This window comes from Limimaricola soesokkakensis (genome assembly GCF_900172345.1).
Classification (GTDB): domain Bacteria; phylum Pseudomonadota; class Alphaproteobacteria; order Rhodobacterales; family Rhodobacteraceae; genus Limimaricola; species Limimaricola soesokkakensis.
Map to the genome: position 1 here is coordinate 28,967 of NZ_FWFY01000012.1, position 26,592 is coordinate 55,558.

The window sequence follows — 26,592 nt, forward strand, 5'->3', positions numbered from 1 at the left end:
GATCAGCCCGCGAACCAGCGGTCGAGATGCGCCAGCATCCGCGCCGCCGCTTCGTCCCAGGTGAAGGCGGCGGCGCGGGCCCGGCCGGCCCGCTCGAGCGTCTCGCGCCGCGCGGGATCGCGGGCCAGCGCCGCCAGCGCCGCGACCCATGCGGCCGGGGCATTCGCCTGCAGGATCAGCCCGGCCTCGCCCACCACCTCCGGCAGGGCACCGCGATCCGACACCACCGCCACGCAGCCGCAGGCCATGCCCTCGAGCGCCGGCAGGCCGAAACCCTCTTCGAACGACGGCATGCAGACCGCCAGCGCCGTCTGGTACAGCGCCGCCAGCTCCGCGTCGCTGACGAAACCCGCGAAAAGGACGTTCGGCCCGGGACGATGCCCGGCGGCGAGGAAATCCTCCCGGGTCGACTTGCCCACCAGCACCAGCCTTGTGCCGGCCAGCGCCGGATGCGCGAAGGCGCGCAGCAGCAGGTCGATGTTCTTGTGCGGCAGCAGGCTCGCCAGCGCCACGCAATAGCCCCGGGGCGCCAGCCCGAGCCGGTCGCGCAGCCCGGGATCGGGGGCGACCCGACCGACCTCGCCGAGACCGCAATGCACCACGCCGATCCGCTCGGGCGCGCCGAGACCGATCCCCAGCAGTTCATTGCGCGAATGCTCCGACACGGTGAGCAGATAATTGCCCCGCGCCCCGGCCCGGCGCGACAGCAGCCGCCGCCACGCGCCGGTGGCGCGCCCATAGGAGCGCGGCGTGGTGAAGACATGCGCGTCGTGCAGCATCGTCACGTAGCCGGTGCCGCGCAGCGGTACGGTGTTGAAGAAACCCGCCACCACCCCCTCGCGCCGCAGCGCCGGAAGATCGCGCTGCTCCCAGCCGATGCCGCTGCCGCGACCGGTGACGCGATGGGGCAGCCCGCGATCGCTTGCCGCCCCGGCCAGTCCCGGCGGCACCGCCACCTTGACCTGCCAGCGCCCCTCGCTGCGGGCCAGCGCGGCGGTCAGCTCGGCGGCAACGGCGTTGACGGCCGTGACCGGCCCCGCGAGGAACCGGCCATTGACGAAGAGGCGGCGCGGCACGGTGTTCATCGCCAGCCCAGATAGGCTGCGACCCGCAGCCGGTCGGCCAGCATGGCCGCCACGAGCGGCGCGATTACCCCGATGACCGTGGCCAGCGCGATGATCAGCGAGGCGTTGGTCAGACCAAGCTCCAGCATCACGATGCGCACCCCGGCGGTGAACAGGATATGGGTGACGAAGATCGGCATGGTGTTGCGCCCCACCAGCGCCAGCGCCGCGCCGAGCGCGGCGCCGTCCCGTGCCGCGCCGATCGCATAGGCCAGTCGCATCGCGACCACCGGCCCCGCCAGCAGCGCCGGGATATAGAGCGGCGCGAAGGCGGCATAGCCCGGGATCGGGTCGGCCGCGTCGACCCAGGCATAGGCGAGCGTCGCGACCATCACCCCGGTCGCGAGCGCGACCCAAGCGGGCGCCAGCAGCCGCTCGAACCCGGCGCGGCCCACCATCGCGGCCACGAGATAGATCGCGATGAAGCGCAGTGAGGTGCGGATCCAGTCCATCTGCGGATCGAGATCCGGCAGCAGGTACCCCGACGCGAAGAGCACCGCCGCAAGCGCGACGGTCGCCGGGCGGGAAAAGGCCGAGGTCAGCTTCAGCAGGATCATCCCGAGCAAGAGCGCATAGAGAAACCACATCACCGACGGCGGCTTCCACAGGATGTCGAGGACGGCATAGCCCTTGAGCGGCGTGTTCACGTAACCGCTCATCGCGAAATGGATCGTCTTGAGCAGTACCGACCACAGCAGGTACGGCCAGATCACCCGCATGAAGGCCATGCTCCAGAACTCGGGCCAGCTGCGCTTGCGGATCGACCCGGCCAGCAGACCGGCCAGTATGAAGAACAGCGCCATATGCGTGGTATAGATCGAGAGCAGCTCGAACCGGTGGATCTGCGTGTCGTGCCCGGCATTCATGACGCCGTAGAGCGCGTGCCCCCAGACCACGAGCACCATGCCGATGCCGCGCGCGATGTCGATGCGCGCGTCGCGCGCCGCCGCCTTGGACAGCCCCGCGCTTGCCGGGATCGAGGTAGCTTCCCTCGCCAGCGCCGTCATTGCGGCGCCCCCCGGCCGTCGCGGATCAGCGCCGCGGGCAGGCCGCCGATCGGAAAGCTTCGATGCGACTGCGGCTCTGGCCGGATGCCGGAGGTGCCGCCTTCAACGCTGCGGGTCACGGTCTGTCTCATTTCTCTACCCTCGAACACTCGTGAAAAAGACTGTTTGCGGCCTGCGGACCTCGACGCATGGGGGCATGGCGCGGCATGGTGCCCGGCCGGGGATCGGTCAGGCGCCGATGGCCGCGAGGCTGCGCCGAATTCCTTGCTGGAAGGCCTCTTCGGTGAAATGCCCGGCCCGCGCGACGCAGGCCTCGGGCCCGGCACCGGCCAGCCCGGAGGCCTCGAAACGCTCGACCGCATCGACCAGCGCCTCGACGCTCTGGTCGCGAAAGAACAGCCCGGTTTCGCCCTCGACCACCGAGTCGAGGATGCCGCCCCGGCCATAGGCGATCACCGGCCGGCCCGAAGCCATGGCCTCGATCGGCACGATGCCGAAATCCTCCTCGCCCGGAAAGATCAGCGCCCGGCAGCGCGCGAGATGGTCCTTCAGCACCTCGAACGGCGCCTTGCCCAGAAAATGCGTGCGCGGCCCGGCCATGGATCTGAGCCGCGTCACCGTGCTGTCGGGCCCGCCGATCACCACCAGCGGCTTGTCGAGCCGCCGAAACGCCTCGATCGCCAGATCGGGCCGCTTGTAGGGGGCCAACTCTCCCGCCCAGAGGTAGAAATCGCCCAGCTCGCCGGGCCGTGCGGGCGCGAAATCCTGCACCGCGACCGGCGGCGGCACCACCTCGGCCTCGCGGCGCCAATACTTGCGGATCCGGTCCGCCACGTGGTTCGAATTGGCCGCGAAGCCATCGACACGCGCGGCGCTGGTGACGTCCCATTGCCGAAGCGACGGCGCCAACAGCGGCATCATCGCCCGCGTCACCCGCCCCGCCCCGTCGCGATAGACGTGGTACTGGTCCCACAAATAGCGCATCGGCGAATGGCAGTAGCACAGATGCGGCGCGTCCGGCGGCGCGATCACGCCCTTGGCCGGGCCGGCCTCGGACGAGATCACCAGATCGTAGCCGGACAGGTCGATCTCCTCGAGCGCCCGTGGCATCAACGGCAGGTATTTCTGGTAGTGCCTGCGCGCCATCGGCAGCCGGGCGATGCGGCTTTCGGTGATGCGGTGCCGCGTCAGCGTGGCGCTGAGCTTCGACGGGTCCGCGACATGGGTGAAGATGTCGGCCCCGGGGAACATCCGGCACAGGGATTCGATCACCCTTTCGCCGCCACGCATCCCCACGAGCCAGTAATGGATGATCGCGACCCGGCGCGTCTCGCTCATGCCGTCCGGCCCGTCGGTCGCCTGTGGATCATGCTCATCATCGTCACCCTTCAAACCGTCATCACTCGAAAACCACAGGCAGACTTGCCCGGCCCGGCCGCGCCCCGCAACCCCGCCGCATCGCAGCAAAGCCGGTTTGTCGCCAGGCTTTTTCGCCTGCCCGTTGCGGCGGCAACCGCCATTCGGGTGCGCAACTAAATGGTGATTTTATGATTATCAAGACAACTCAGAGAATAACACTCCAGGCTGGCCGATGCCGGGCCCCAACCGATGCCCTCCCTCGCTCTTTCTGGGGATGTCCGCTTCCGGTTCGATCTCGGCGGTGCATGCCGCCACGACACGAATCGGCTGCGCCTTCGCAGGGACTTCGAACAAGGGCATCGCGCGGCACGAACCGACCTACCGGGACCTTGCGGCAAGGGCGCGGATGCGGCCTCTCGCCCCCCGCGTGCCGGATTGATCTCCGGGGGCGGAGGTCCGATGATCGCCCCCCGGGGAGGATCGGCAGTTGGACAGGATCTCTGAGGACGACGCGGAGGCGGCACGCCTGACCGCGCGGCTGGCCGGCGCGCGGCTGCTCGTCGTCGACGACGAGCCGGGGATGCGCAATTTCCTTGTGAAGACGCTGGCGCCACACTGCCGCGAGGTGGCCGAGGCCGACAGCGCCGAGACGGCCGAGGCGCTCACCGCGCAGCAGCTCTTCGACGTGGTGATCCTCGACAACCGGATGCCGGGGCGCTCGGGGCTGGAGTGGCTGGCGGAGCAGCGGCGGCGCGGCAGCCAGAGCGACACGATCATCATGACCGCCTTCGCCGATCTCGACACCGCGATCGAAGCGATGCGCGCGGGCGCGGTGGATTTCGTGCTCAAGCCGTTCCGGTCGAACCAGCTTCTGAACGCCGTGCGCCGCTGCGTCGAGCTGGCCGCGATGCGCCGCGAAAACGCGCTCTTGCGCCACGAGCTGGCCACCGGCGATCCGGGCCGGTCGCGCCGCACCCGGCTGATCGGTGCCTCGCAGCAGATCGAGGAGGTGCGGCGGATGCTCGAACGCGTCGCCCGTGTTCCCTCGCCGGTGCTGCTCACCGGCGAGAGCGGCACCGGCAAGGAGGTGGCGGCGCGGCATCTGCACGGGCTGTCGGATCGCGCCGCGGGGCCCTTCGTGCCGGTCAACTGCGCCGCGATCCCAGCCGACATGCTGGAGATCGAGTTGTTCGGACATACCCGCGGCGCCTTTCCCGGCGCCGATGCCCCGCGCGAGGGGCTGCTCGTCTCGGCGCAGGGCGGCACCGTCTTCCTCGACGAGATCGGCGAGCTTTCGGCTTCGGCGCAGACCGCGCTGCGGCGGGTGCTGGAGCACCGCACCGTGCGCCCCGTCGGCAGCGAGCGCGAGCGGCCGCTCGACATCCGCCTCGTCTTCGCCACCTCCAAGACCCTGCCCGACGAGGTCGCCGCGGGCCGTTTCCGCGAGGATCTGTGGTTCCGGGTCAACGTGCTCGAGATCAACATGCCGCCGCTGCGGCGGCGCGGCGCTGACACGGTTGATCTCGCCGCGCTGTTCGTCGATGAGCTGTCGTCCCAGCTCGGCCTGCCCCGGGTCGAGATCGACGCGCCTGTCCGCGCCGCGATCCTGCGCCATGACTGGCCCGGCAATATCCGCGAGCTGCGCAACTTCGTCGAGCGGGCGCTGATCTTCGGCCGCTTCCCGTTCGAGCAGCTCAGCCCACCACCCAGCAGCCCGATCGAGCCGCTCGACGACGTGGAGCGGCGCGAGATCCTCTCGGCGCTGGAGGCCACGGGTGGAAACCGCGCCGAGGCGGCGCGGCGACTCGGCGTCAGCCGCAAGACCATCGATCGCAAATGCGCCGCCTGGGGGCTGTGACGCTGCGCCCCTTCGGACTCTTTGCCCGGTCGGTGCGGGCGCGGCTGCTGGCGATCGCGCTCTTGCCGGTGCTGGTGCTGCTACCGCTTTTCATCGGGGTGATCGTGCTGCGCTGGTCGGACCGGCTCGACGAGCTTCTGATCGTCAAGGTGAACTCCGACCTGACCATCGCCGACCAGTATCTCGGCCGGCTTCTGGAGAACGCGGCCGAGCGGCTCGACGCGCTCGGCGCCTCGACCGAGTTCGCGGCGGCTATCGCGCGCGACCCCTCGGCGCAGGGCTTCCTCGCCGGGCGCCGCGACGCGCTCGGCTTCGACTTCCTGTTCCTCGCCCGGCCCGGCGGTATCTCGCGTTTCGACGCGATCCTGTCGGCCGAGGACTGGCCGGTGATCGCGTCGGCGCTGGAGGGGCGGGCGATGAGCGCGGTCGACCTGTTCGCCCCGGCCACGCTCGCCGCGCTGTCGCCGGATCTGGCCGCGCGCGCGGCGATCCCGCTGGTGCCCACCGCCGCCGCGCGCCCGACCGAGCGCGACCGGGAGGATCGCGGCATGATGATCCACGCGGCAGCGCCGGTGACACTGGCGGGGGGTGGCCGCGCGGCGCTGGTGGGGGGCGTGCTGCTCAACCGTAATCTCGGCTTCATCGACACGATCAACGACCTCGTCTACCGCGACCGCTCTCTGCCCGAGGGCAGCCGCGGCACCGCGACGCTGTTTCTGGGCGATGTGCGGGTCTCGACCAACGTGCGATTGTTCGAGAATGTCCGGGCGCTTGGCACGAGAGTTTCCGAGGCGGTGTCCGAGCGGGTGCTGGAGCGCGGCGAGACATGGCTCGACCGCGCCTTCGTGGTCAATGACTGGTACGTCTCGGCCTACGAGCCGATCCGCGATAGCCACGGCGACGCGGTGGGCATGCTCTATGTCGGCTTTCTCGAAGCGCCCTTCTCCGCGGCGCGGGCCAACTCGCTCCTGTGGGTGGCGCTGTCGCTGCTGGCGGTGCTGGCGATCACGGTGCCGCTGTTCCTGCGATGGGCGGGGCGGATCTTCCTGCCGCTGGAGCGGATGACCCAGACCATGGCCCGGGTCGAGGCTGGGGACCTGCGCGCGCGCATCCATCTGCAGGGACCGGACGAGATCGGCCAGGTCGCGGGCCATCTCGACACGCTGCTCGACCAGGTGCAGGAGCGCGACGCACGGCTGCGCGACTGGGCCGCCGAGTTGGAGCGCGAGGTCGAGGCGCGCACCCGCGACCTGCGCGAGGCCAAGGACCGGCTCGAACAAGCGACGCGGCAGCTGGTGCTGTCGGAAAAGCTCGCCGCCGTGGGCGAAATCACCGCCAGCGTCGCGCATGAGATCAACAACCCTGTGGCGGTGATCCAGGGCAATCTCGACGTTGCGCGCGAGACGCTGCCGCCGGAGGTGGCGCGCGACGTGAAGACCGAGTTCGACCTGATCGACGCGCAGGTGCACCGGATCTCGGCCATGGTGTCGAAGCTCCTGCAATTCGCCCGCCCCGGCGATTACGCGCCCTCCGGCGAGACGCTGGAGGCGGGCGAGGCGGTGCGCGATGCGTTGGCCCTCGCGCGACACCAGTCGGGCGAAGGCAATCTCAAAATCGAGACCGACCTATCGCCGGGCGCCCGCGTCGCCATGGATCGCGGCGAGCTGACCCAGGTGCTGATCAACCTCGTGGTCAATGCCGCGCATGCCATGCCGGATGGCGGTACCTTGCGGATCGCCAGCCGCGAGGCGCGGCACGAGGGGCGCGACTGGGTCGAGATCGAGGTCGCCGATACCGGGCCCGGCATCGCGCCGGAGGTGCTGGCGCGCATCTTCGATCCGTTCTTCACCACCAAGCGCAGCCGCGGCACCGGACTTGGCCTGTCGATCAGCCAGACCCTCGTGACCCAGGCAGGCGGCACCATCCTCGCCGCGAGCGAACCGGGCCAAGGCAGCCGCTTCACGATCCGCCTGCCTGCGGCCGGCCCCGCCACAGGGACCGGCTGACCGCGCAGCGATCAAGGGGCACGAGGTCGGCGGACAAAATGTCCACTTCCTGACCCCCACGGGCGCCAACTCCCGACAGAATGTCCATCTAAGTCATTGTTTCAGATATGTATTTTTCTTGACAGTTCAAGATGTGCGCCGCAAGCATCGCCGCCATGACGGCTCTGCTCGGCGGGCAGGCGCCGCGACTCTGGGAGGAGACATCATGAGCTTGAGTGACGCGAAGGGGCCGTTCGGATTCCTTCACAAGGACAACATCGTGGCCAAGCCCGGTTTCAACCGCTGGCTGGTCCCCCCCGCTTCGATCGCGATCCACCTGTGCATCGGTTCGGTCTATGCTTGGTCGGTCTTCAACCCGCCGCTGACCCGCGAGCTGGGCGTCGTGGCGCCGGCGGGCGATGACTGGTCGCTCTCCTCGGTGGTCTGGATCTTCTCGGTCGCGATCGTGTTCCTCGGCCTCGCCGCCGCCTTCGGCGGCAAGTGGCTCGAGAAGGTCGGGCCGCGCATGGTCGGCGTGCTCTCCGCCTGCCTCTGGGGCGGCGGCTTCGTGATCGGCTCGCTCGGCATCGCCGCGCACCAGCTCTGGCTGGTCTATCTCGGCTATGGCGTGCTCGGCGGCTGCGGCCTGGGCCTCGGCTACGTCTCGCCGGTCTCGACCCTGATCCGCTGGTTCCCGGACCGGCGCGGCATGGCCACCGGCATGGCGATCATGGGCTTCGGCGGCGGCGCGATCATCGCCACCCCGCTCAAATCCTGGCTGCTGGGCCTCTATTCCGAGGCGCCGACTTTCCTCGGCATGACCGGTGAGGTCACCACCAGCACCGAGAACGGCCGGCTTTTCGTCGAGCAGAACGGCCAGCTGATCGAGGCGGTCAGCGCCACCGCCGCGCAGGCGGGCCAGATCGACGGCGTCGTCGCCAACGGCCTCTACGCGGTGGGCACCGGCGATACCGGCGCCGCCGCGACCTTCCTGACCCTCGGGATCGGCTATTTCGTGGTGATGATCATCGCCGCCTTCGGCTTCCGCGTGCCGGCCAAGGACTGGAAGCCCGAGGGCTGGCAGCCGAAGCCGGAATCGGCCTCCGCCGGGATGATCACCCGCTCGAACGTGCATATCGACCAAGCGATGAAGACGCCGCAATTCTGGCAGCTCTGGCTGATGCTGTGCTTCAACGTCACCGCCGGTATCGGCGTGATCGGCGTGGCCAAGACGATGATGAGCGAGATCTACGGCACCTCGATGCCGCTGATCGTGACGGCGGCCTTCGCCTCGACCTACGTGCTGATGATCTCGGTCTTCAACATGGTGGGCCGTTTCTTCTGGGCCTCGACCTCGGACTATATCGGCCGCAAGACCACCTACACGATCTTCTTCGTGCTGGGCGCGGCGCTCTACCTGTCGATCCCGTTCTTCGCCTCCGCCACGGCGTCGGACCCCTCGATCATCTGGCTGATCGGCTTCTACGTCGCGACCATGATCATCTTCACCATGTATGGCGGCGGCTTCGCGACGATCCCGGCCTATCTGGCGGACATGTTCGGCACCATGCATGTGGGCGGCATCCACGGACGGCTGCTGACGGCATGGTCGACGGCGGGCGTGCTCGGCCCGCTGCTGATCACCTCGCTGCGCGACATGTCGGTGAAATCCGCGGTCGCCGATCTCGCGGCTAAGGTCGACCCGGCGGCCTTCGCCGAGAAGTTCGGCGCGGGGCTCGACCAGCTCGACCAGCTGGTCGCGGCCAAGACCGTCACCATCGCACGACTGATGGAGATCGCGCCCGCGGGCACGGTCGATCCGACCTCGAGCCTTTACAACACCACGATGTACGTGATGGCGGCACTGCTGGTCGTGGCCTTCTTCGCCAACCTGATGATGCGCCCGGTACGCGATAAGCATCACTACCGTGAGTCGGATGCGGGCATGAGCGCCGTGCCGGGTGAGTAACCCTACGTAAGCCATTATTGAGACGAAAAGTTTCAGGGCCGCGCCACTGGCGCGGCCCTTTGTTTCAAGTGCGCCCCAGGGTTGTTGGGGTCCAAGATGCATCGGGCATGTTTCCGCCGGTCTTCACGCCGCGCGCTTGCAACGAAACGGCGAAAACCCGATCCAGAACTCCAGCCGGCTCAACGCGCCGGCGGCCAAACATCACCGGCTTCGAGCCTAAAAAGATGATGTCGCGGCAGGGGCAGGGAGAAGAACATGCTAGCTCAATCGGCGATCTGCTATTCGGCGAAGGACTCGGAGAGCGTCCATATCGAGGCCGTCGCCGCCGATCTGCTTTGCGCGCGCCGGTCACAGCCCCGCCCCACGCCCCTCCCCGCCATGCCGAAGGTGGCTCTGGTGACCCCGAAGCCCGGCCGCAGGAAGAGCCTTTCCGTCGCGCGGGCCCGACTTGCGAAACCCGTGCCGCTCCCCCAAGCAGCCCCTGTCGAGGCCGCCAACCGCCCCGAGGAACCGGCGGCACCGGTGGATTGCTTCCTGTTCCGCTAGGCCGGGGCGCTATTGGCGCTATACAGCGCCGCATGATCCGTCTATGAGGCTTGGTCTGACACCGCGCGATCCGGCGCGGATCCCGGCTATTGCCGATCTTGGACCAACGGACATTTCTTACCTATGATGCAGACCCTCAGGGACGCGCTTGATGCGCGCGGCTACGACACGCTCACTCCGGTGCAGGAGGCCGTCACCGCAGCGGAGCTTGCCGAGCGCGACCTGCTGGTCTCGGCGCAGACCGGCTCCGGCAAGACCGTGGGCTTCGGCCTCGCCATCGGCCCGACCATCCTCGACGAGAACGGTCAGCTCGGCCGCGCCGCCGCCCCCGTCGCGCTGGCCATCGCGCCGACCCGCGAACTGGCGAGCCAGGTGATGCGCGAGCTGGACTGGCTCTATCGCGGCGCCGGCGCCCGTCTCGCCACGGCGATCGGCGGCATGGAGATCCGCGACGAGCGCCGTGCGCTCGACCGCGGCGCGCATATCGTCGTCGCCACGCCGGGCCGCCTTGCCGACTACGTGCGCCGCGGCGCGATCGACCTCTCGGACATCCGCGCCGTGGTGCTCGACGAGGCCGACGAGATGCTCGACCTCGGCTTCCGCGACGATCTCGAATTCATTCTCTCGGCCTGCCCCGAGGCGCGCCGGACGCTGCTCTTCTCGGCCACGGTGCCGCCGGCCATCGCCAAGCTGGCGCAGGATTTCCAGAACGACGCCGAGCGCGTCGTCGTCGCCACCAAAGGCGGTCAACACGCCGACATCGCCTACAAGGCGCTGCAGGTAGCGCAGGGCGACGAGGAGGCGGCGATCATCAACACGCTGCGCCATCAGGACGCCACCAACGCCATCGTCTTCGCCAACACCCGCGCCACCGTGGCCCGCCTCACGGCGCGGCTGTCGAACCGTGGCTTTTCGGTCGTCTCGCTCTCGGGCGAGCTGACCCAGAACGAGCGCACCCATGCGCTGCAAGCGATGCGCGACGGACGCGCCCGGATCTGCGTCGCCACCGACGTCGCGGCGCGCGGCATCGACCTGCCCGATCTGGAGTTGGTGATCCACGCCGAGCTGCCCTCGAACTCCGAGACGCTGCTGCACCGTTCGGGCCGGACCGGCCGTGCGGGGCGCAAGGGCGTCAGCGCGCTGATCGTGCCGATGAAGCTGCGCAAGAAGGCCGAGCGCCTGCTCGGCACCGCGAAGCTCTCGGCCGATTGGACCGTGCCGCCCTCGGCCGAGGACATCCTCGCCGCCGACGAGGCGCGGCTGCTCGACGATCCGGTCTGGAACGCCGAGGTGACCGAGGATGCCAAGGTCTTCGCCGCCAAGCTGCTCGACCGGCACGCGCCCGAGACCATCGCGGCGGCCTATCTGGCGCTCTACCGCGCCCGCCGTTCGGCGCCCGAGGAACTGCAGGCCCCCGATGCCAAGCCGCAGAAGCGCCCTGCCGAGAGCTTCGGCCCCGGCAAGTGGTTCTCGCTTTCCGTCGGCCGCAACGAGCGGGCCGAGGCGCGCTGGCTCCTGCCGCTGCTGTGCCGCGCCGGCGACATCTCCAAGGACGCGATCGGCGCGATCCGAATTCAGGAGACCGAGACCTTCGTCGAGATCGCCGAAGCCTCGGTGCCCGGCTTCCTGCGGGCGATCGGCCCCGACATGTCGCCCGAAGAGGGCCTGAAGATGACCGCGCTCGACGCGGCGCCGGACCTGTCGCGCGGCCCCCGGCCCGAGCGCGGGCAGCGGCCCGAACGTGGCCCCCGCCCCGAGCGCGGTGATCGGCCCGAGCGGGCCCCGCGACCCGATCGCGGACCCCGTCCGGAGCATGCGCCGCGCCCCGCCCCCGAGGCCACGGCCCCCGCAGCCCCGGCCCCGGCCGCGCCTGCGCCGCAGCCCGCGGCCGAGGATAGCCGCCCGCCGCGCAAGCCTCGCGCGGACAAGCCCGCGGGCGACAAGCCGCGTGGCGACAAATCCTGGAAGAAGCCCGAGGCCGGTGGCGGCAAGCCCGAGGGCAAGCCATGGAAGAAACGCGACGGCGAGACCGGCGACAAGCCTTGGAAGAAGAAGGACGCCAAGCCGTTCGACCGCAGCCGCGATGGCGCGGTTTCCGAGCGCGGCGGCAAGTCCGGCGGCAAGCCGGGTAGCAAGCCCTTCAAGCCCGGTGCCAAGCCCGGACCTCGTCCCGGCAAGCCCGAAGGCCCGTCCAAGCCGCGCGGCGCCGCCGACACCTCGCGCCGCTTCACCCCGCCGACCGGTGCCAAGAGTGGCACGAAGGCCGGCAAGCCCGCGGCGCGCAAGGGCGGCTTCGACGCTCCCAAGCGCCGCGACTGAACCGGGGCGCAAGACGAACGAAGGGGTTCCCGCTCGGGAACCCCTTCGCGTTTCCGGGGGCCCGTCAGGCTTCGCGGATCTCCTGCGCGCGGTTGTGGCGGATCGAGGACCACAGGGCGACCCCGATCAACGCCGCGCCCAGCAAGCCGGTGATCGCCTCGGGCACATGCACCAGCGTCTGGGCGAACATCAGCACCGACAGCACCAGGATCGAGTAGAACGCCCCGTGTTCGAGGTAGCGGAACTCGGCCAGGGTGCGCTTCTCGACCAGCATGATCGTCATGGAGCGCACATACATCGCGCCGATCCCGAGACCGATGGCGATCAGGAACAGGTTCTTGGTCACCGCGAAGGCGCCGATCACCCCGTCGAAGGAAAAGCTCGCATCGAGCACCTCGAGATAGAGGAATGCGCCCAGTCCGCCGGCGCGAGCCGCCGCCCCCACCTCTTCCTCGGCATCGAGCCAGTTGCCCAGCATGTCGAGCGCCAGAAAGCTCAGGAGCCCCAAAAGCGCCGAGAACAGGAAGGTGCCGGTATCGACCGGGTCGAGCACCACCGCGAAGCTGACCAGTACCACGAGCACCAGCCCGATCTGCAGCCCCTGCACGCCGGCGGCGCGCCGCAGCCGCCGTTCGAGACTGCCGAACCAGTCGACCTCCTTGCTCTCGTCGATGAAGAAGGAGAGCGCGACCATCATCAGGAAGGTGCCGCCGAAGGCGGTGATCGACAGATGCGCCTCTTCCATGATCCGCGCGTATTCGGCAGGCTCGGCGGCAGCGAGGCGCACCGCCTCCCATGGACCGACCCCGGCGGCGACCACCACCACCGCGAGCGGAAAGACGATCCGCATACCGAACACCGCGATCAGGATGCCCCATGTGAGGAAACGTCGGCGCCAGACCTCCGACATGGTGTCGAGTTTGTTGGCGTTGACGATGGCATTGTCGAAGGAGAGCGAGATTTCCAGCACCGCCAGCACAGTGGCGATGATCCCGAAGGACAGTGCGCCTGCCGCGCCGCCCTGCCGCCAGCCCAGCCAGACCGCCAGCACCAGACCCAGTATCGTGACACCGAACGACCAAGCGAAATACCGACCTATCGCCGCGCGCATAAACAACCCTCCCGTGATGCCCCGAAGTGATGCTGCGGTGGTGCGATAATGTCCAGCGCCGCCCGGGATCGGTGCATGATCGGCCCCTGCCCCGGCCCGATTGGCCAGAAGCCGGCCAAGAGGTCTTTTCAGAGAGGACGGATTGACGGTAGGAGTTCGCCCAAGACGCCGATAAGGCGGCGTAGGCCTCTCGGGATTCTACCTGAAGGCGAAATTGTAGTGGACAGTAATTTATCATGGTAATCGATATGAGTGACATCACCCCGGTTCTTCTCTGCGGCGGCTCCGGCACGCGGCTCTGGCCGCTCTCGCGCAAGAGCTATCCCAAGCAGTTCGTGCCGCTGATGGGCGAGGAGACGCTGTTCCAGGCCTCGGCCCGGCGGCTGCACGGGCGCGGGCTGGGGCCGGACGGGGCCCTGGGCTTCGCCGCGCCGCTGGTGCTCACCAATTCCGATTTCCGCTTCATCGTGACCGAGCAGCTCGGCCTTGCCGGTATCGATCCCGGCGCGGTGCTGATCGAGCCCGAGGGGCGCAATACCGCCCCCGCGATCCTCGCCGCGGCGCTGCATCTGGTGGCCGAGAACCCCGAGGCGGTGATGCTGGTCGCGCCCTCCGATCACGTGGTGCCCGACGCGCCCGCCTTTCACGCCGCCGTGGCGCGCGGGCTCGGGCCGGTCTCCGAGGGCCGCCTCGTGACCTTCGGCATCGCGCCGACCCATGCCGAAACCGGCTACGGCTATCTCGAGCTCGAAGGCCCGGTCGGCGACGGCGCGCCGCAGCCCCTGACCCGCTTCGTCGAAAAGCCCGATGCCGGCCGCGCTGAGGACATGCTGGCTTCGGGCAACTTCCTGTGGAACGCCGGCATCTTCATGGCCCGCGCCGCCGACATGGTCGCGGCGTTTCGCGAGCATGCGCCCGAGATCCTCGGGCCGGTCGAGGCGGCGCTGGCGCAGGCGAAAACCGATCTGGGCTTCCTGCGGCTCGACCCGGCCTCCTGGGCTGGCGCGCCCGACATCTCGATCGACTACGCGGTGATGGAAAAGGCGCCGAACCTCTCGGTCGTGCCCTACCAGGCGGCCTGGTCCGACCTCGGCGGCTGGGACGCGGTCTGGCGCGAGAGCGGCCCCGACGCGAACGGCGTCGTCACGTCCCAGGGCGCCACCGCGATCGACTGCCGCGCCACGCTGCTGCGCTCCGAGAACGACCGGCTGGAGATCGTCGGCATCGGGCTCGAGAACGTCATGGCGATCGCGATGAACGACGCGGTGCTGGTGGCCGACATGCGCCGTGCCCAGGATGTGAAGAAGGCGGTCGAGGCGCTGAAGGCCAAAAAGGCCGTGCAGGCCACCGCCTTCCCGAAGGACCACCGCCCCTGGGGCTGGTTCGAGAGCCTCGTGGTCGGCGGCCGGTTCCAGGTGAAGCGGATCCTCGTCCATCCCGGCGCCTCGCTCAGCCTGCAAAGCCACCACCATCGCTCCGAGCACTGGATCGTGGTCGAGGGCACGGCCCGGGTCACCATCGACGACGAGGTGAAGCTCGTGACCGAGAACCAATCGGTCTACATCCCGCTCGGCGCCGTCCACCGCATGGAGAACCCCGGCAAGGTGCCGATGGTGCTGATCGAGGTCCAGACCGGCGCCTATGTCGGCGAGGACGACATCGTCAGATACGAGGACGTCTACGCCCGGGGCTGAACCCGCAAGCGGTTTCCGGAACCCTGATCGGCGCGGGCAGTTGCCCCCCTGACGGGGCCCGGATGGCCTGTGCCCCGAGCTTGAGCGAGGGGCACATGACCGAACGGCTGCAGGACAGGATCGCCATCGTCACCGGCGCTGAATCCGGGATCGGCCGGGCGACCGCCATCGCCTTTGCCCGCGAGGGCGCCGATCTGGTTCTGGCCTATCTCGAGGCCGCCGACGACGCCGAGGACACCGCCAAGGCGGTGCGCGATGCGGGCCGCGCGGCGGTGACGGTGCAATGCGACCACACCAGCCCCGAAGACGTGAAGCGGCTCTTTGCCGCCGCCTCGGACGCCTTCGGCGCGCCCGACATCCTCGTCAACTGTGCCGGGATGGACGCGCCCGGCGACGAGGTGGCCGAGATGTCGGACGAGAGCTGGGAGAAGATGCTCAAGACCGACCTGTTCGGCCCGTTCCTGTGCTGCCGCGCCTTCATCCATGCCCGCCGCGCGGTGGGTGGCGGCGGGCGCATCGTCAACATCTCCTCGGTGCATGAGGAGATCCCGCGTATCGGCTCCGCCGCCTATGACGCCGCCAAGGGCGGCTTGCGCAACCTGACGCGCACGCTGTGCCTTGAACTCGCGCCCGACCGGATCGCGGTCAACAACATCGCGCCAGGGATGATCCTCACGGCGATGAACCAGGAGGCGATGGACGACCCCGAACAGCTCCAGCAGCAGGTGCGTCACATCCCGTGGCGTCGCGCCGGCAAACCCGAGGAGGTCGCGCATCTCGCGGTCTACCTCGCCTCTCCCGAGGCCGACTACGTCACCGGCCAGACCTTCACCATCGACGGAGGATTGTCGCTGCATGTCGGACAGGGAGCCTGAACCCGAGGCCCGCAGGCTGCTGCCACGCGGCCTCGCCCACCCCGCCCTCGGCATGCTGGGGGTGATCACGCTGGTGCTGGTGGGCTGGGCGCTGCACGTCATGCAGCCGGTCTTCCTGCCGATCGTCTTTGCCTTCTTCCTCGCGTTGCTGCTCTCCCCTGTCGACGCCCGCGTCACCTCCTGGGCGGGCGGCCGCGCCTGGATCGGCCATCTCGCGGCGATGACGCTCCTGGCGCTTGTGCTGGCGGCCTTCATGGGCGCGCTGTGGATCTCCGCCCAGCAATTTCTGACCCGGTTTCCGGCCGAACAGGCCAGCGAGGCGGTCGAGCAGCTTTCGGGCGGCGGCGAGAACGTTGGCAGCGCCGAGCAAGGCGACGGCAACGCGCCGGATGAGGATGCCGAGCAGGCCGAGGAGACCGCGACCGGCGAGGCCGCGGCGGGCGCCACCGGCGCCGCGGTCGAAAGCGCGATCCAGGCCACGCCCGGCGCCGGGCTCAACCCCAGCGACGCGCCCGACCCGTCACAGGGCGGCGGCGCCGCCACCGGGCTGGTCGAACAGATCCGCGGCCTTGCAGGGTCGGGGGGCTTCGGCGGCACGCTGATGGAGCGCGCCTCCGGCCTCGCCACCACAGTGATCTCCACCATCTCGGCGATCGCGCTGGCGCTGGTGCTGATCTTCTTCCTGACGCTGCTGATGCTGTCCGAGGCGCCGCGCTGGTATTCCAAGCTCGGCGCGATGCTGCGCCCCGACAAGCGCGCCGAGGTCAGCGGCGCCGTCGACCTCGTTGCCGAGAAGACCCGCAGCTATCTCTGGGTACGCTTTATCCTCGGCATCGTCACCGCGCTGCTCTATGTCGGCTGGCTGTGGATTTTCGGGCTCGACCTGCTGATCGTCTGGGCGCTGCTGACCTTCGTGTTCAACTTCGTACCCTCGATCGGCTCGCTGATCTCCGGCATCCTGCCGGTGGTCTATGCCTTCGCCACCCGCGATCCGTGGACCGCGGTGATGGTCGGCGCGGGGGTGCTGGCGATCGAGCAGGTGATGGGCAACTACATCGACCCGCGCGTGCAGGGCCGGCACCTGTCGATCTCGGCGCTGGTGATCCTCTGCGCGCTGCTGTTCTGGGGCTGGGTCTGGGGCGTGGCGGGCGCGATCCTGGCGGTGCCGATCACCATGGTGGTGATGGTCGCCTGCGCCCATGTCCCGGGGCTGCGCTGGATCGCGCTCGGCCTCTCGGACGAGACCGATTACGACGGCGTCGACGCGCAACTCGGGGTACCGGGCAAGGCCGATACCGCCGACTGAGCGCTACTTGCCGAACACCACGGTGCGGCCGCCATTCACCAGCACCCGCCGGTCGAGATGTAGCGCCACCGCGCGGGCCAGCACACGCCGCTCGATGTCGCGGCCCTTGGCGACGAGGTCGTCGGGCGTGTCGGCATGGGTGACGTGCTCGACGTCCTGGCTGATGATCGGCCCCTCGTCGAGATCCTCGGTCACGTAATGCGCCGTAGCGCCGATCATCTTCACCCCGCGCGCATGCGCCTGATGATAGGGCTTGGCCCCCTTGAAGCCCGGCAGGAAGGAGTGGTGGATGTTGATGCAGCGCCCCGAGAGCCAGGCCGACATCTCGTCCGAGAGGATCTGCATGTAGCGCGCCAGCACCACCAGCTCGGCCCCCGTCTCCTCGACCAGCGCCCGGATCTCGGCCTCCTGCTGCGGCTTGGTTTCCTTGGTGATCGGCAGGTGGTGATAGGGCACCTCCTCGGGCAGCCGCACCGATAGCGCGCTCTGCGGATGGTTGCCCGCCACCGCGACGAGGTCCATCGGCATCTCGCCGATGCGCTGCCGATAGAGCAAATCGGCGAGGCAATGATCGAACTTGGAGACGAGGATCAGCACCTTCTGCCGGTAATCCTGCGGATTCAGCGTCCACTGCATGCCGAAGGCGGTGCCGATGCCGTCCATCTTGGCGCGGAAGGCCCCGTCGCCGCCGACTTCCTGTGGCAGCCGGAACGCCACGCGCATGAAGAAGGTGCCGGTGAGCGTGTCGTCAAACTGCCGCGCTTCGGTGATGTCGCCGCCGGTCTCGGCCAGTGCGGTGGCGACGGCGGCGACGATGCCGGGGCGGTTGCGACAGGTGAGCGTCAGGATATGGGTGGTCATGGCATCTCTCGTCTGGGGCTGGCACCGCTTGTCGCCCGCTCCGCCCCCTTATGCCAGCACGCGCGCGCCGCTCCGGCGCGGTTTGGCGACATCGGAACGGGAAACCGCGGCTCCGCCGCCGCGTTAGGGAACGAAGGTTTCCGATAGGAGCACGAGATGAGCGACGCGAAGACCACCACCGACCATGACGAGATCCGCGAATGGTGCGAGGCCCGGGGCGGCCATCCCGCCCGGGTGTCGGATACCGCCGACAAGCGCGAGGGCGGCATTCTCAGAATCGACTTCGAACCCAGCGCCGAGGGGCTGGAGCGGATCGACTGGGACGACTGGTTCGCCATCTTCGAGGAAAGCAAGCTGGCCTTTCTGCATCAGGATCGTGCCGCCGACGGCGCGGCGAGCCGCTTCAACAAGCTGGTGAGCCGCGACTGAGGCAGGCCTCACGCGCGGGCCGAGCCTGCAAAACCCGTTGCCAAGTCTCGCATGACTCTCCTATAGGTTGCATATAGGGAGCTTGGACGCGAGCAAGGCGATGTGGCGGATGGCATGGTTCTCGGACCTCGCGGAACAGCGGCCTCTGATCGTCGAGCTCCTGATTAGCTCGGCGGTCGCCGCCTTGACCGGTGCGTATCTGGCCGCGATGAGCGATCTCCCTGGATCGGTCGTGCTCTCGCGGATGAGCTTTACGTTCGCTTCGCTGCTAGTCGTCAGGGACCTCTCGCGCGGCGCCATCACTGCCGACAGGGCCGGAGCCCCGAAGCCGCTGACCCGCTGGTGCATGGGGTTCGGGCAATGCGTTCAGTTCGCGCTCGTGCTCATGATCCTGGACGACACCACCCGGATCGGCCCGATCTGGCTGTCGGTCGTTATCCTGGTTGGCGCGCTCCTCGGCGCTTGGAACGCGGCCGATCGCGCCTTCTGGGAGGAACCGGCCACGGAGAGCGAGGTCGCCATCTTGGCTGGCGCGGGCCGCGGGGCAGTGGTGGCCATCACGATCCTCTGGGCGCCGCTCGTGATCGTATTGGCGGCGAATGGCATAGGCATCACACAACTCGTCTTCCTGTCGCTTCTGGCGGTTGCCGCCGCCCACCCCCTGCCCCTGTATCGTCGCGGCGGCTTTCGCGTGGGTCGCAGCCTGCTCCAACTGGCCTTGATCGCTAGCGGCTTGGTTCTGGGCTGAGGGACGGCGCGCGCCGGGCCATGACGCCGGGCCTGTGGCGCACGGAGGCGCGGCGCGCTATCGAATGGGCATGAGCCTGTTGCCAGCCCTGACCGGACGCCGTTTCAAAGGCGGCCCCGTTGCCCCGACGACGACGGTCCACGCGATCGGCGACGTGCATGGCCGCCGCGACCTGCTGGCGCCGCTGCTGCGTCGCATCGCGCGGCGCGACGCCCTCGCGCCGATCGTGATCCTCGGCGACATGATCGATCGCGGTCCCGACAGCGCCGGGGTGCTGCGGCTGCTGCATCACTGGCGCCATGACCGTGTGATCTGCCTGCGCGGCAATCACGAGCAGATGATGCTCGACTTTCTCGATGCACCGCAGCGCAAGGCCGCGCCATGGCTGCACAATGGCGGCACCGCCACGCTGGCGAGCTTCGGCGTGGCGGCCCCCGATCTCGAACTGCCGGGCGAGGCGGCGCGCGCCGCCGCGGAACTCGGCGCGGCGCTGGGGCCGATGCTGGACTGGCTGCGCGCGGCGCCGCTGCTCTGGAGCAGCGGCAACCTCGTGGCGGCCCATGCCGGGCTCGACCCCGATCACCCGCCGGGCCGGCAGGCGGCGCAGACCCTGCTCTGGGGGCATCCCAAATTCGCCACCCTGCCCCGCCGCGACGGGCTTTGGGTGGTGCATGGCCACGTGGTTCAGGCGGCGCCGCTCATGGAGGACGGGCGGATCGCCATCGATACCGGCGCATGGGCGACGGGCCGCCTGACGGCGGCCCGGATCTCGGATGGCACGGTCTCCTTCACGACCGAAGGCTGAGCCCCGGCCGAAGTCGAAGTCAGGCCCTGATGCGGACCGGCACGCCCTTGTAGGCCGGGGTCTTCGACAGCTCGTCATGGTAGTCGAGCGGCACCAGCGGGTTGGTTTCGGGATAGTAGGTCAGCACCGTGTCGTCGGGCAGGTCGTAGGCGATGACCCTGAGCCCGCCGACCTCGCGCGTCTCGCCATCCTCTATGGCGCAGGAGAGCGTCACCTCCTGCCCTTCCCTGAGGCCCGCCTTGGCGATCATCTCGGGATTCATCATCACCACGTGCCGGTCGGTCTTGAGCCCGCGCAGCCGGTCGTCGAAGCCGTAGATCGTGGTGTTGAACTGGTCGTTCGAGCGCACCGTGACGAGGGTGTAGCTGTCCGGTCCCGGCACCTGCCCCAGCGCCGAGAGCGTCTCGGGCGCGGTGAAGATCGCCTTGCCGGTCTCGGTCTTCCAGTGTCGCTCGCGCGCCGGATTGCCCTTGTAGAAGCCGCCCGCCGTGAACAGCCTTTCGTTGAAATCGGTGAACTTGTCGGGATAGGTCTTCTCGATCAGGTCGCGCACGAGGGCGTAGTCGCCGACCCAGTCCTCCCACTTCACCTTGGGGTTCGGCGGCAGTGTCGCCTTGGCGATACCGGCGACGATGAAGGGCTCGGAGCGCAGCATCTTGGAGGCGGGCTCGCGCCTGCCCTGACTGCCATGGATCATCGACAGGCTGTCCTCCATCGACACCGCCTGCGGCCCGGTCGCCTGCATGTCCAGCTCCGAGCGCACGAGGCAGGGCAGCAGCCAGGCCTCCTTGCTGATCAGGGTATGGCTGCGATTGAGCTTGGTCGCGATCTGGACGTTGATCTCCAGATCCTTCCATGCGCGGTCGGTGCGGCCCTGATCCGGGATCGCCCGGGCGAAATTGCCCCCCAGCGACACGAAGCCCTTGATGGACCCGTCGAGGATGCCCTGCACCGCCTCGACCGTGGTGGTGCCTTCGTCGCGCGGGCTCTTGAAGCCGAACAGCTCGTCGATCTTGTCGAGCGGCACGAGTTCGGGCTTTTCCGAGATGCCGACCGTGCGCTGGCCCTGCACGTTCGAATGGCCGCGCACCGGCGAGATCCCCGCCCCTTCGCGACCGATATTGCCACGCATCAGCAGCAGGTTGACATACATCGCGATGTTGAGGCTGCCATGCACGTGCTGGGTCAGCCCCATGCCGTAGATGCCGATCACCTTCTCGGAGTTGCAGTACATCTCGCCGATCTCGGCAATATCCTCGTGGCGCAGCCCCGAAACACGCTCGATATCGGCCCAGTCGATCTCGCGGATCTTCTTCTCGAATTCGGGCCAGCCCGACGTGTGCTGCGCGACGAAGGTCCGGTCGATCACGCCGCCGCCCTGCTCGTCATCGATCTCGAAGACGCGCTTGCACAGACCGGCGAGCACCGCCACGTCGCCACCGGGTTTGAGTTGCAGGTAGCGGTCCGAGATCACCGTCTCCTTGCCCGCCAGCATTTCGACCGGGTTCTGCGGGTCCCGGAAGGTGACGAGACCGGCCTCGCGCACCGGGTTGAAGGTGACGATCTTGCAGCCGCGTTTCTTGGCGGCGCGCAGGGGATGCAGGAAGCGCGGCGAGTTGGTGCCGGTGTTCTGCCCCATGAAGATGATCATGTCGCAGTGGTCAAAATCCGACAGCACGCAGGTGCCGACCGGGCTGCCGGTGACCTTTTTGAGACCGACGCTGGTGGTCTCGTGGCACATGTTGGAACTGTCCGGCAGGTTGTTGTTGCCATAGAGCCGGGCGAACAGCGCCCAGAGATAGGAGGTCTCGAGACTGGCGCGGCCCGAGGCGTAGAAGACCACCGATTTCGGGTCCCTCGCGCGGATCTCGGCCAGCTTCGCGCCGATTCCGGCAAAGGCCTCGTCCCATGTCGTCTCGACATACTTGTCGCTGGCCGGGTCGTAACGCATCGGATGCGTCAGCCGGCCCTGGATCTCGAGATCGTAATCAGACCATGTCCGCAGTTCGGACACGGTGTGGCGCGCGAAGAACTCGGGCGTGCAGCGGTCCCGCGTCAGGTCCCACAGCGTCGCCTTTGCGCCGTTCTCGCAGAACTCGGCGATATGCGGGTTCGGCGGCTTGGTCCATGCGCAGGAGGTGCACATGTGGCCGCCGGGCTTGTTCTGGCGGCGCAGCGTCTCGATCACGCCGGGATCGGGCCGCTCCTGACCCATGTGTTTGGCGACGCTTTGCAGCGAGCCCCAACCGCCCGAGGGGTGCTCGTAATGCGGCAGATCCTCGCGCTGCTGAGTTTCCTTGCGATCGGTCATGTTCGGTCCTTCCCTCGCCATTGGACCTCGCCATCGGCCCTCGCCTCGCCACCGGCGCCCATCAGGCGATATTACAGCTCTCGGCGGACAACCGCTGTCGGATGGCGGGGTTCCGCCCGGCGCCCGAAGGGCGCGGAACCCCGCGCATCGAGCCATGGTTTTTTCATCACCATGCGAGACCGCTCTCTCCCCCGCCTCGTTTCGGTCGACAGCACCTTGTCGTTCCTGAGAGAGGGATATGATTTCGTGTCGCGGCGCTGCGACAGGCTCGGTACCGACGGGTTCCGGACCCGGATCATGCTGCGCCCGGTCACCTGCCTGCGCGGCCCGGCCGCGGCGCGGGCCTTCTATGTGCCGGGGCGACTTTCGCGGCGCGGCGCCATGCCGGGCGGCGTTCTGGCCCTGCTGCAGGACAAGGGCTCTGTCCAGACGCTGGACGGCGTGGCGCATCGTTGTCGCCGCCTGCTGTTCCTGTCGTTGATGGCCGATGAACGGCTGCGCATGGCACGGCAGATGCTGCGCGAGGAATGGCAGGCCGCCTCGTCCGGCTGGCGCGCGCGGGAGATCGTGCTCGCCGATGAGGTCGGCCCGATCCTCACCCGCGTCGCGTTGCGCTGGTGCGGGATCGATCCGGCCGAGAACGCGCCGCAACGGCGCTGCGAGGAACTGACCGCGATGATCTCGTGCGCGGCGCGCATCGGCCCCGGCCATCTGCGTGCCCGCGCCCTGCGACGCCGGGCTGAGGTCTGGGCGCGGGAGCAGATTCGCGCCGCGCGGTCCGGCGCACCGGACCCCGGGACGCCGCTCGACCGCGTGGCCCGGTATCGCGGACCCGATGGCATCGCCCTGCCCCGCGAGGTGGCGTCGGTCGAGTTGTTGAACCTGCTGCGGCCGATCGTGGCGGTGGGGCGCTATATCGTCTTCTCCGCCCATGCGATGGTGAACCATCCCGAGGCCCGCGCCGCTCTCGTGTCGGAGGAGGTCGGGCTGCGCGCTTGGGGCGACGAGGTACGTCGCCTCTACCCGTTCTTCCCGGTGATCGGCGGCCGGGTGATCGAGCCGTTCTCGCATGAGGGCCACCGCTTCGCGCCCGGCGACTGGCTGCTGCTCGATCTTTATGGCAGCAACCGCCACCCGTCGGCCTGGTCCGAAGCCGGGCGGTTCGATCCGCGCCGTCATCTCGGCGCGCCCGCCACCACGGGCGGCTTCGTGCCGCAGGGCGGCGGCTCGATGCGGATCGGGCATCGCTGCCCCGGCGAGGCCCTGACCGCGGCGCTGCTTTCCGAGGCGACGGCGTTGCTGCTCGAGAGCGGGTTCGATGCGCCGCCGCAGGATCTGTCGATCCCGCGCACCGCCATACCGCCATGGCCCGCGAGCGGCCTGCGGCTCAGGCTCTGAGGAACCGTGCTGCCTCGCCTCCTGTTGAGCGGTGACATTTTTAAGGAGCCGCGACATGGCCGAGACACCGCATAGCACCGACCGTCTGCGCCACGACATCGACGAGGGCGAGGCCGGCGACAAGAAGGGCTTTCCCGATCCCGCGGCCTCGCCGCTCGGTACGGATGACGAGGCCTCGGGGTTTCCCAACACCAAGGATCAGGTCAAGCGCGCCCAGGATGCCGAGACCGAGAACCCCGCGCGCGGTCAGGCGCCCAAGGGGGCCAAGGCCCCGCGCCCGGTGAGCGCGACGTCGAAGCTGTCTGCGCGGGAGGCGAACAACCGGACCATTCTGATCGCCGTGACGGTCGGGACGGCGGTGGTGCTAACGGTGATCGCGCTGATCATCTGAGGCTCAGGTCGTGGCGATCACCGCCACCTCGGTGATATCATCGTCCACCGACCGGCAGGCCGCCAGCAGCCGCGTCGCGAGATGCGTCTGCACATAGGCCGCGTGAAACCGTGACGGCGCGACGAGTGTAAGCCGCCCGCCCGATCGCCCGGCGCGCTCCAGCGCCCTGAGCCACGATGCGTAGGGCCCGGGCGCCTCGGCATGGAGCACCGCCTGCGCGAGGGCCCACTCGGTCCCGGCCGACAGGTCGGGCGGCGGAACCTCTCCCCTGATCGGCAGCGGCACCACCTTGCCGTCATCCTCAGACCCTTCGAGCCGATGCGCGAAGTCGGGACCGACACGGTCCCATTCCGGCCGCGTGTCGGCGAGCAGCCGCTCAATGCCGAGCCGGTATTCCGCGACGCGACCGCGCGCGCCAGCGCGGCTCAGCTCGAGCCATCCCCTGCCCCGCAGCTTGGCCATCTCGCGCTTGACCGTGCGCTCGTCCACGGACCAGAGCCGGGCGATCTCGCGCTGGCCGACCGCGAGTTCGTCGCGGCCCCAGTTGTAGCGCGCGGTGATCAGCGTCATCAGCCGCAGCGCAAGCACCTGCTCGGTCCGGCCTCCGGCGAGCGCATGCGCACCGAGGGCGGTGAGGATGTCGTATTTACGAGCCGCCGCCCCCCGGCCCACGGCCTTTGTCATTAACATGGCGCGCCCTGTCCTGCCGCCGGTCGAGGCGGTACCCTGAACGCCCCGGTACGGATCGACCGGCGACGTCTGCTCCCCGGCTCGGACATCGCTTCCCAACGTCTTTCCCCGGCATGGCCTGATTTGCGTCCGGAAACACGATTCTGTCAAGCCGACTCCGGAATGGCCCTCTGCACCAATCCAATTTCCGGTTGGAAATCGGTATGTATTGGTATTGGGGGACATACTGCGTGTCCCCTATTGGGCTGGAAATGTCCCCCTATCGGCCTTCTTATGGGTGAGGTCTGTCCCCTCTTCCCCGGCCATTACCTCCTGACCACTCGCGCCCGGCGGCGAATCGAAAGCGCCTTGTGGCGCAGGCGTTTCGCGATTCCGGCGTATTTCCGGTTTCGATCATAAATGGCTTTTCATGCGCCGCAAATCCGGCGTAGATCGTGACATCGCAAGAATTAGCGTTCCCAAGGGTTCCGGTTTCGGTTCCCCGCGGGGAACCGGAGGGCAGAGACCGCATGTTCACACACACCGACCTGGCCCGGCTGCAGTCGCAGTCGCTCAAGATGCAGGGCTTCATCCGGCAGCAGACCTTCTCGCCAGAGAACGAGAAGAGCCTGCGCCGCTTCTCGAGCTGGGAGGTGGCAGAGCTGATCCTCGGTCTAAACCCCTCGACCTTCCGGGGCCGGCTCGCCGCCGATCCGTCGCTGCCGCAGGGGCTGGTCGAGGAAGACGGGCGCCAGCGCTGGTACTCGCTCGAGGAGATCGGCGAGCTGCGCCGGCGGCTGCGCCACAAGAACAAGCCGATGCTGCCGCCCCGCCCCGCCGGCAAGCGCGCGATCCGCGCCGCCGTCGCCAACTTCAAGGGCGGCGCCGGCAAGTCGACCGTGGCGCTGCACTTCGCCCATGCGGCGGCGCTCGACGGCTACCGGGTGCTCTGCGTCGACTTCGACCCGCAAGCGACGCTGTCGCATTCGATGGGCCTGTCGGACGTGGCCGAGGAATACACGGTCTGGGGCATCATGGCGCGCGACCTGATCCGCGAGACCGAGCGGATGAACGCCGCCGGGCGCGGTGCCGAGTCGGGCGCCGCCCTGCCCGAGCGCAAGTTGCCCGCCTCGGTTACCGGCATGGGGCTCGACGATCTGCGCGTCACCGACTTCATCAAGCCGACCTCCTGGCCCACCATCGACCTCGTCCCCTCCTGCGCCAACGCCGCCTTCGTCGAGTTCGCCTCGGCCCAGTATCGGCACCTGAACCCGGAGTGGTCGTTCTTCGCCGCCGTCGACCGTTATCTCGATCACCTGCCCGATGACGCCTACGACATCATCCTGTTCGATTGCCCGCCGGCGATCGGCTACCAGTCGATGAACGCTGTCTTCGCCGCAGACGTGCTCTATATCCCCTCGGGGCCCGGCTACTGGGAGTACGACTCCACCACCTCCTTCATCGGTCAGCTCGCCGAGGCGCTCGAGGATCTGGGCCGGTTCCGCGGTGCCGTGCCACCGGGCACCGAGCCCGAGAAACACTTCTCGGACATCCGGTTCCTGCTGACCCGGTTCGAGCCCAACAACGACCTGCACCGGGCGATGCAGCAGGCGTTTCACAAGGTGTTCGGCCCGCATGTCGCCGAGCACCCGATCGAGATGACCCGTGCAGTCGAACAGTCGGGCCGGTTCCTGAGCTCGGTCTACGAGATCGACTATCGCAACATGACCCGCGAGACTTGGCGGCGTGCCCGCGCCTCCTTTGATCGCGCCTATGACGAGTTCCGCGCCACTCTGGTGGCGGCGTGGGACAAGCTGGAGGACTGAG

At 68.7% G+C, this 26,592-nt stretch carries 22 protein-coding genes; 14 read left to right on the forward strand and 8 right to left on the reverse strand.

From position 1 onward, the window contains the following. Positions 1 to 2 precede the first annotated feature (2 nt). From LOS8367_RS15895 to LOS8367_RS15905, 4 genes are all read right to left on the reverse strand, one after another. Positions 3 to 1,085 (reverse strand): glycosyltransferase, encoded by a 1,083-nt coding sequence (locus LOS8367_RS15895; RefSeq protein WP_085897528.1) that lies wholly within the window; start codon positions 1,083 to 1,085, stop codon positions 3 to 5. Further along, a complete protein-coding gene (locus LOS8367_RS15900; protein ID WP_085897529.1) occupies positions 1,082 to 2,131 on the reverse strand; it encodes an acyltransferase family protein in 1,050 nt (349 codons plus the stop codon). Before LOS8367_RS15900 ends, LOS8367_RS15895 begins: the two co-directional genes overlap by 4 nt. After that, on the reverse strand, positions 2,128 to 2,262 hold the full coding sequence (locus LOS8367_RS19425; protein ID WP_278247978.1) for a hypothetical protein: 135 nt from the start codon (positions 2,260 to 2,262) through the stop codon (positions 2,128 to 2,130). Before LOS8367_RS19425 ends, LOS8367_RS15900 begins: the two co-directional genes overlap by 4 nt. A gap of 97 nt (positions 2,263 to 2,359) precedes the next feature. After that, entirely contained in the window at positions 2,360 to 3,469 is a 1,110-nt protein-coding gene (locus LOS8367_RS15905) for a glycosyltransferase (RefSeq protein WP_085897607.1), read from the reverse strand. Between the two features lie 30 nt (positions 3,470 to 3,499). Between LOS8367_RS15905 and LOS8367_RS19115 the strand changes: the two genes are divergently transcribed. The 5 genes from LOS8367_RS19115 (at position 3,500) to LOS8367_RS15930 (ending at position 12,167) form a co-directional block, all read left to right on the forward strand. Beyond that, positions 3,500 to 3,667 carry a hypothetical protein gene (locus LOS8367_RS19115; RefSeq protein ID WP_165761500.1) on the forward strand — a complete coding sequence of 56 codons (168 nt, stop codon included), beginning with the start codon at positions 3,500 to 3,502 and terminating at the stop codon, positions 3,665 to 3,667. 310 nt (positions 3,668 to 3,977) lie between these two features. Continuing rightward, entirely contained in the window at positions 3,978 to 5,348 is a 1,371-nt protein-coding gene (locus tag LOS8367_RS15910; protein ID WP_085897530.1) for a sigma-54-dependent transcriptional regulator, read from the forward strand. Then, a complete protein-coding gene (locus tag LOS8367_RS15915) occupies positions 5,327 to 7,354 on the forward strand; it encodes a cache domain-containing protein (RefSeq protein ID WP_085897531.1) in 2,028 nt (675 codons plus the stop codon). The genes LOS8367_RS15910 and LOS8367_RS15915 overlap by 22 nt, the downstream gene beginning before the upstream one ends. Positions 7,355 to 7,559: 205 nt before the next feature. Next, complete coding sequence (locus LOS8367_RS15920) at positions 7,560 to 9,302, forward strand: OFA family MFS transporter (RefSeq protein ID WP_085897532.1); 1,743 nt, start codon at positions 7,560 to 7,562, stop codon at positions 9,300 to 9,302. Between the two features lie 669 nt (positions 9,303 to 9,971). Beyond that, on the forward strand, positions 9,972 to 12,167 hold the full coding sequence (locus LOS8367_RS15930; RefSeq protein WP_085897534.1) for a DEAD/DEAH box helicase: 2,196 nt from the start codon (positions 9,972 to 9,974) through the stop codon (positions 12,165 to 12,167). A 64-nt stretch (positions 12,168 to 12,231) separates the two neighbouring features. On the opposite strand, the gene LOS8367_RS15935 is transcribed toward LOS8367_RS15930, so the two are convergent. Then, entirely contained in the window at positions 12,232 to 13,278 is a 1,047-nt protein-coding gene (locus LOS8367_RS15935) for a DUF475 domain-containing protein (RefSeq protein WP_085897535.1), read from the reverse strand. A 248-nt stretch (positions 13,279 to 13,526) separates the two neighbouring features. Here LOS8367_RS15935 and LOS8367_RS15940 point away from each other — a divergent pair, with 248 nt between their 5' ends. From LOS8367_RS15940 to LOS8367_RS15950, 3 genes are all read left to right on the forward strand, one after another. After that, a complete protein-coding gene (locus tag LOS8367_RS15940; protein WP_085897608.1) occupies positions 13,527 to 14,972 on the forward strand; it encodes a mannose-1-phosphate guanylyltransferase/mannose-6-phosphate isomerase in 1,446 nt (481 codons plus the stop codon). Positions 14,973 to 15,067: 95 nt separating this feature from the next. Continuing rightward, the gene (locus LOS8367_RS15945) at positions 15,068 to 15,847 is read left to right on the forward strand and encodes an SDR family NAD(P)-dependent oxidoreductase (protein ID WP_085897536.1); all 780 of its coding nucleotides are present in this window, start codon (positions 15,068 to 15,070) and stop codon (positions 15,845 to 15,847) included. Then, on the forward strand, positions 15,828 to 17,153 hold the full coding sequence (locus LOS8367_RS15950) for an AI-2E family transporter (protein ID WP_085897537.1): 1,326 nt from the start codon (positions 15,828 to 15,830) through the stop codon (positions 17,151 to 17,153). The genes LOS8367_RS15945 and LOS8367_RS15950 overlap by 20 nt, the downstream gene beginning before the upstream one ends. Before the next feature lie 3 nt (positions 17,154 to 17,156). Here the strand turns inward: LOS8367_RS15950 and purU are convergent, their stop codons facing one another. Then, positions 17,157 to 18,014, reverse strand: coding sequence for a formyltetrahydrofolate deformylase (purU, locus tag LOS8367_RS15955; RefSeq protein WP_085897538.1), 858 nt, complete (start codon positions 18,012 to 18,014; stop codon positions 17,157 to 17,159). A 156-nt stretch (positions 18,015 to 18,170) separates the two neighbouring features. Between purU and LOS8367_RS15960 the strand changes: the two genes are divergently transcribed. The 3 genes from LOS8367_RS15960 (at position 18,171) to LOS8367_RS15970 (ending at position 19,996) form a co-directional block, all read left to right on the forward strand. Then, entirely contained in the window at positions 18,171 to 18,443 is a 273-nt protein-coding gene (locus LOS8367_RS15960; RefSeq protein WP_085897539.1) for a hypothetical protein, read from the forward strand. An 82-nt stretch (positions 18,444 to 18,525) separates the two neighbouring features. Next, the gene (locus tag LOS8367_RS15965; protein ID WP_133056349.1) at positions 18,526 to 19,191 is read left to right on the forward strand and encodes a hypothetical protein; all 666 of its coding nucleotides are present in this window, start codon (positions 18,526 to 18,528) and stop codon (positions 19,189 to 19,191) included. 70 nt (positions 19,192 to 19,261) lie between these two features. After that, entirely contained in the window at positions 19,262 to 19,996 is a 735-nt protein-coding gene (locus tag LOS8367_RS15970; protein ID WP_106535103.1) for a metallophosphoesterase, read from the forward strand. Between the two features lie 19 nt (positions 19,997 to 20,015). Here the strand turns inward: LOS8367_RS15970 and LOS8367_RS15975 are convergent, their stop codons facing one another. After that, positions 20,016 to 22,307, reverse strand: coding sequence for an FdhF/YdeP family oxidoreductase (locus LOS8367_RS15975; protein WP_085897542.1), 2,292 nt, complete (start codon positions 22,305 to 22,307; stop codon positions 20,016 to 20,018). Positions 22,308 to 22,553: 246 nt separating this feature from the next. Between LOS8367_RS15975 and LOS8367_RS15980 the strand changes: the two genes are divergently transcribed. Together LOS8367_RS15980 and LOS8367_RS15985 are read left to right on the forward strand one after the other, a co-directional pair. Continuing rightward, entirely contained in the window at positions 22,554 to 23,705 is a 1,152-nt protein-coding gene (locus tag LOS8367_RS15980) for a cytochrome P450 family protein (RefSeq protein WP_085897543.1), read from the forward strand. A 55-nt stretch (positions 23,706 to 23,760) separates the two neighbouring features. Continuing rightward, positions 23,761 to 24,096: a hypothetical protein gene (locus tag LOS8367_RS15985; protein ID WP_085897544.1), complete on the forward strand. Its 336-nt coding sequence runs from the start codon at positions 23,761 to 23,763 to the stop codon at positions 24,094 to 24,096. A gap of 3 nt (positions 24,097 to 24,099) precedes the next feature. Here the strand turns inward: LOS8367_RS15985 and LOS8367_RS15990 are convergent, their stop codons facing one another. Beyond that, positions 24,100 to 24,786, reverse strand: coding sequence for a hypothetical protein (locus LOS8367_RS15990; RefSeq protein WP_085897545.1), 687 nt, complete (start codon positions 24,784 to 24,786; stop codon positions 24,100 to 24,102). A 509-nt stretch (positions 24,787 to 25,295) separates the two neighbouring features. Between LOS8367_RS15990 and LOS8367_RS15995 the strand changes: the two genes are divergently transcribed. Further along, positions 25,296 to 26,591, forward strand: coding sequence for an AAA family ATPase (locus tag LOS8367_RS15995; protein ID WP_085897546.1), 1,296 nt, complete (start codon positions 25,296 to 25,298; stop codon positions 26,589 to 26,591). Position 26,592 lies beyond the last annotated feature (1 nt).

Excerpts from the sequence above, each read along its gene's own strand:
- LOS8367_RS15895 (WP_085897528.1), bottom strand. The coding sequence starts at position 1,085 with ATGAACACCGTGCCGCGCCGCCTCTTCGTCAATGGCCGGTTCCTCGCG.
- LOS8367_RS15900 (WP_085897529.1), bottom strand. The coding sequence starts at position 2,131 with ATGACGGCGCTGGCGAGGGAAGCTACCTCGATCCCGGCAAGCGCGGGG.
- LOS8367_RS19425 (WP_278247978.1), bottom strand. The coding sequence starts at position 2,262 with ATGAGACAGACCGTGACCCGCAGCGTTGAAGGCGGCACCTCCGGCATC.
- LOS8367_RS15905 (WP_085897607.1), bottom strand. The coding sequence starts at position 3,469 with ATGAGCGAGACGCGCCGGGTCGCGATCATCCATTACTGGCTCGTGGGG.
- LOS8367_RS19115 (WP_165761500.1), top strand. The coding sequence starts at position 3,500 with ATGCTCATCATCGTCACCCTTCAAACCGTCATCACTCGAAAACCACAG.
- LOS8367_RS15915 (WP_085897531.1), top strand. The coding sequence starts at position 5,327 with ATGCGCCGCCTGGGGGCTGTGACGCTGCGCCCCTTCGGACTCTTTGCC.
- LOS8367_RS15920 (WP_085897532.1), top strand. The coding sequence starts at position 7,560 with ATGAGCTTGAGTGACGCGAAGGGGCCGTTCGGATTCCTTCACAAGGAC.
- LOS8367_RS15930 (WP_085897534.1), top strand. The coding sequence starts at position 9,972 with ATGATGCAGACCCTCAGGGACGCGCTTGATGCGCGCGGCTACGACACG.
- LOS8367_RS15935 (WP_085897535.1), bottom strand. The coding sequence starts at position 13,278 with ATGCGCGCGGCGATAGGTCGGTATTTCGCTTGGTCGTTCGGTGTCACG.
- LOS8367_RS15940 (WP_085897608.1), top strand. The coding sequence starts at position 13,527 with ATGAGTGACATCACCCCGGTTCTTCTCTGCGGCGGCTCCGGCACGCGG.
- LOS8367_RS15945 (WP_085897536.1), top strand. The coding sequence starts at position 15,068 with ATGACCGAACGGCTGCAGGACAGGATCGCCATCGTCACCGGCGCTGAA.
- LOS8367_RS15950 (WP_085897537.1), top strand. The coding sequence starts at position 15,828 with ATGTCGGACAGGGAGCCTGAACCCGAGGCCCGCAGGCTGCTGCCACGC.
- purU (WP_085897538.1), bottom strand. The coding sequence starts at position 18,014 with ATGACCACCCATATCCTGACGCTCACCTGTCGCAACCGCCCCGGCATC.
- LOS8367_RS15960 (WP_085897539.1), top strand. The coding sequence starts at position 18,171 with ATGAGCGACGCGAAGACCACCACCGACCATGACGAGATCCGCGAATGG.
- LOS8367_RS15970 (WP_106535103.1), top strand. The coding sequence starts at position 19,262 with ATGAGCCTGTTGCCAGCCCTGACCGGACGCCGTTTCAAAGGCGGCCCC.
- LOS8367_RS15975 (WP_085897542.1), bottom strand. The coding sequence starts at position 22,307 with ATGACCGATCGCAAGGAAACTCAGCAGCGCGAGGATCTGCCGCATTAC.
- LOS8367_RS15985 (WP_085897544.1), top strand. The coding sequence starts at position 23,761 with ATGGCCGAGACACCGCATAGCACCGACCGTCTGCGCCACGACATCGAC.
- LOS8367_RS15990 (WP_085897545.1), bottom strand. The coding sequence starts at position 24,786 with ATGTTAATGACAAAGGCCGTGGGCCGGGGGGCGGCGGCTCGTAAATAC.
- LOS8367_RS15995 (WP_085897546.1), top strand. The coding sequence starts at position 25,296 with ATGTTCACACACACCGACCTGGCCCGGCTGCAGTCGCAGTCGCTCAAG.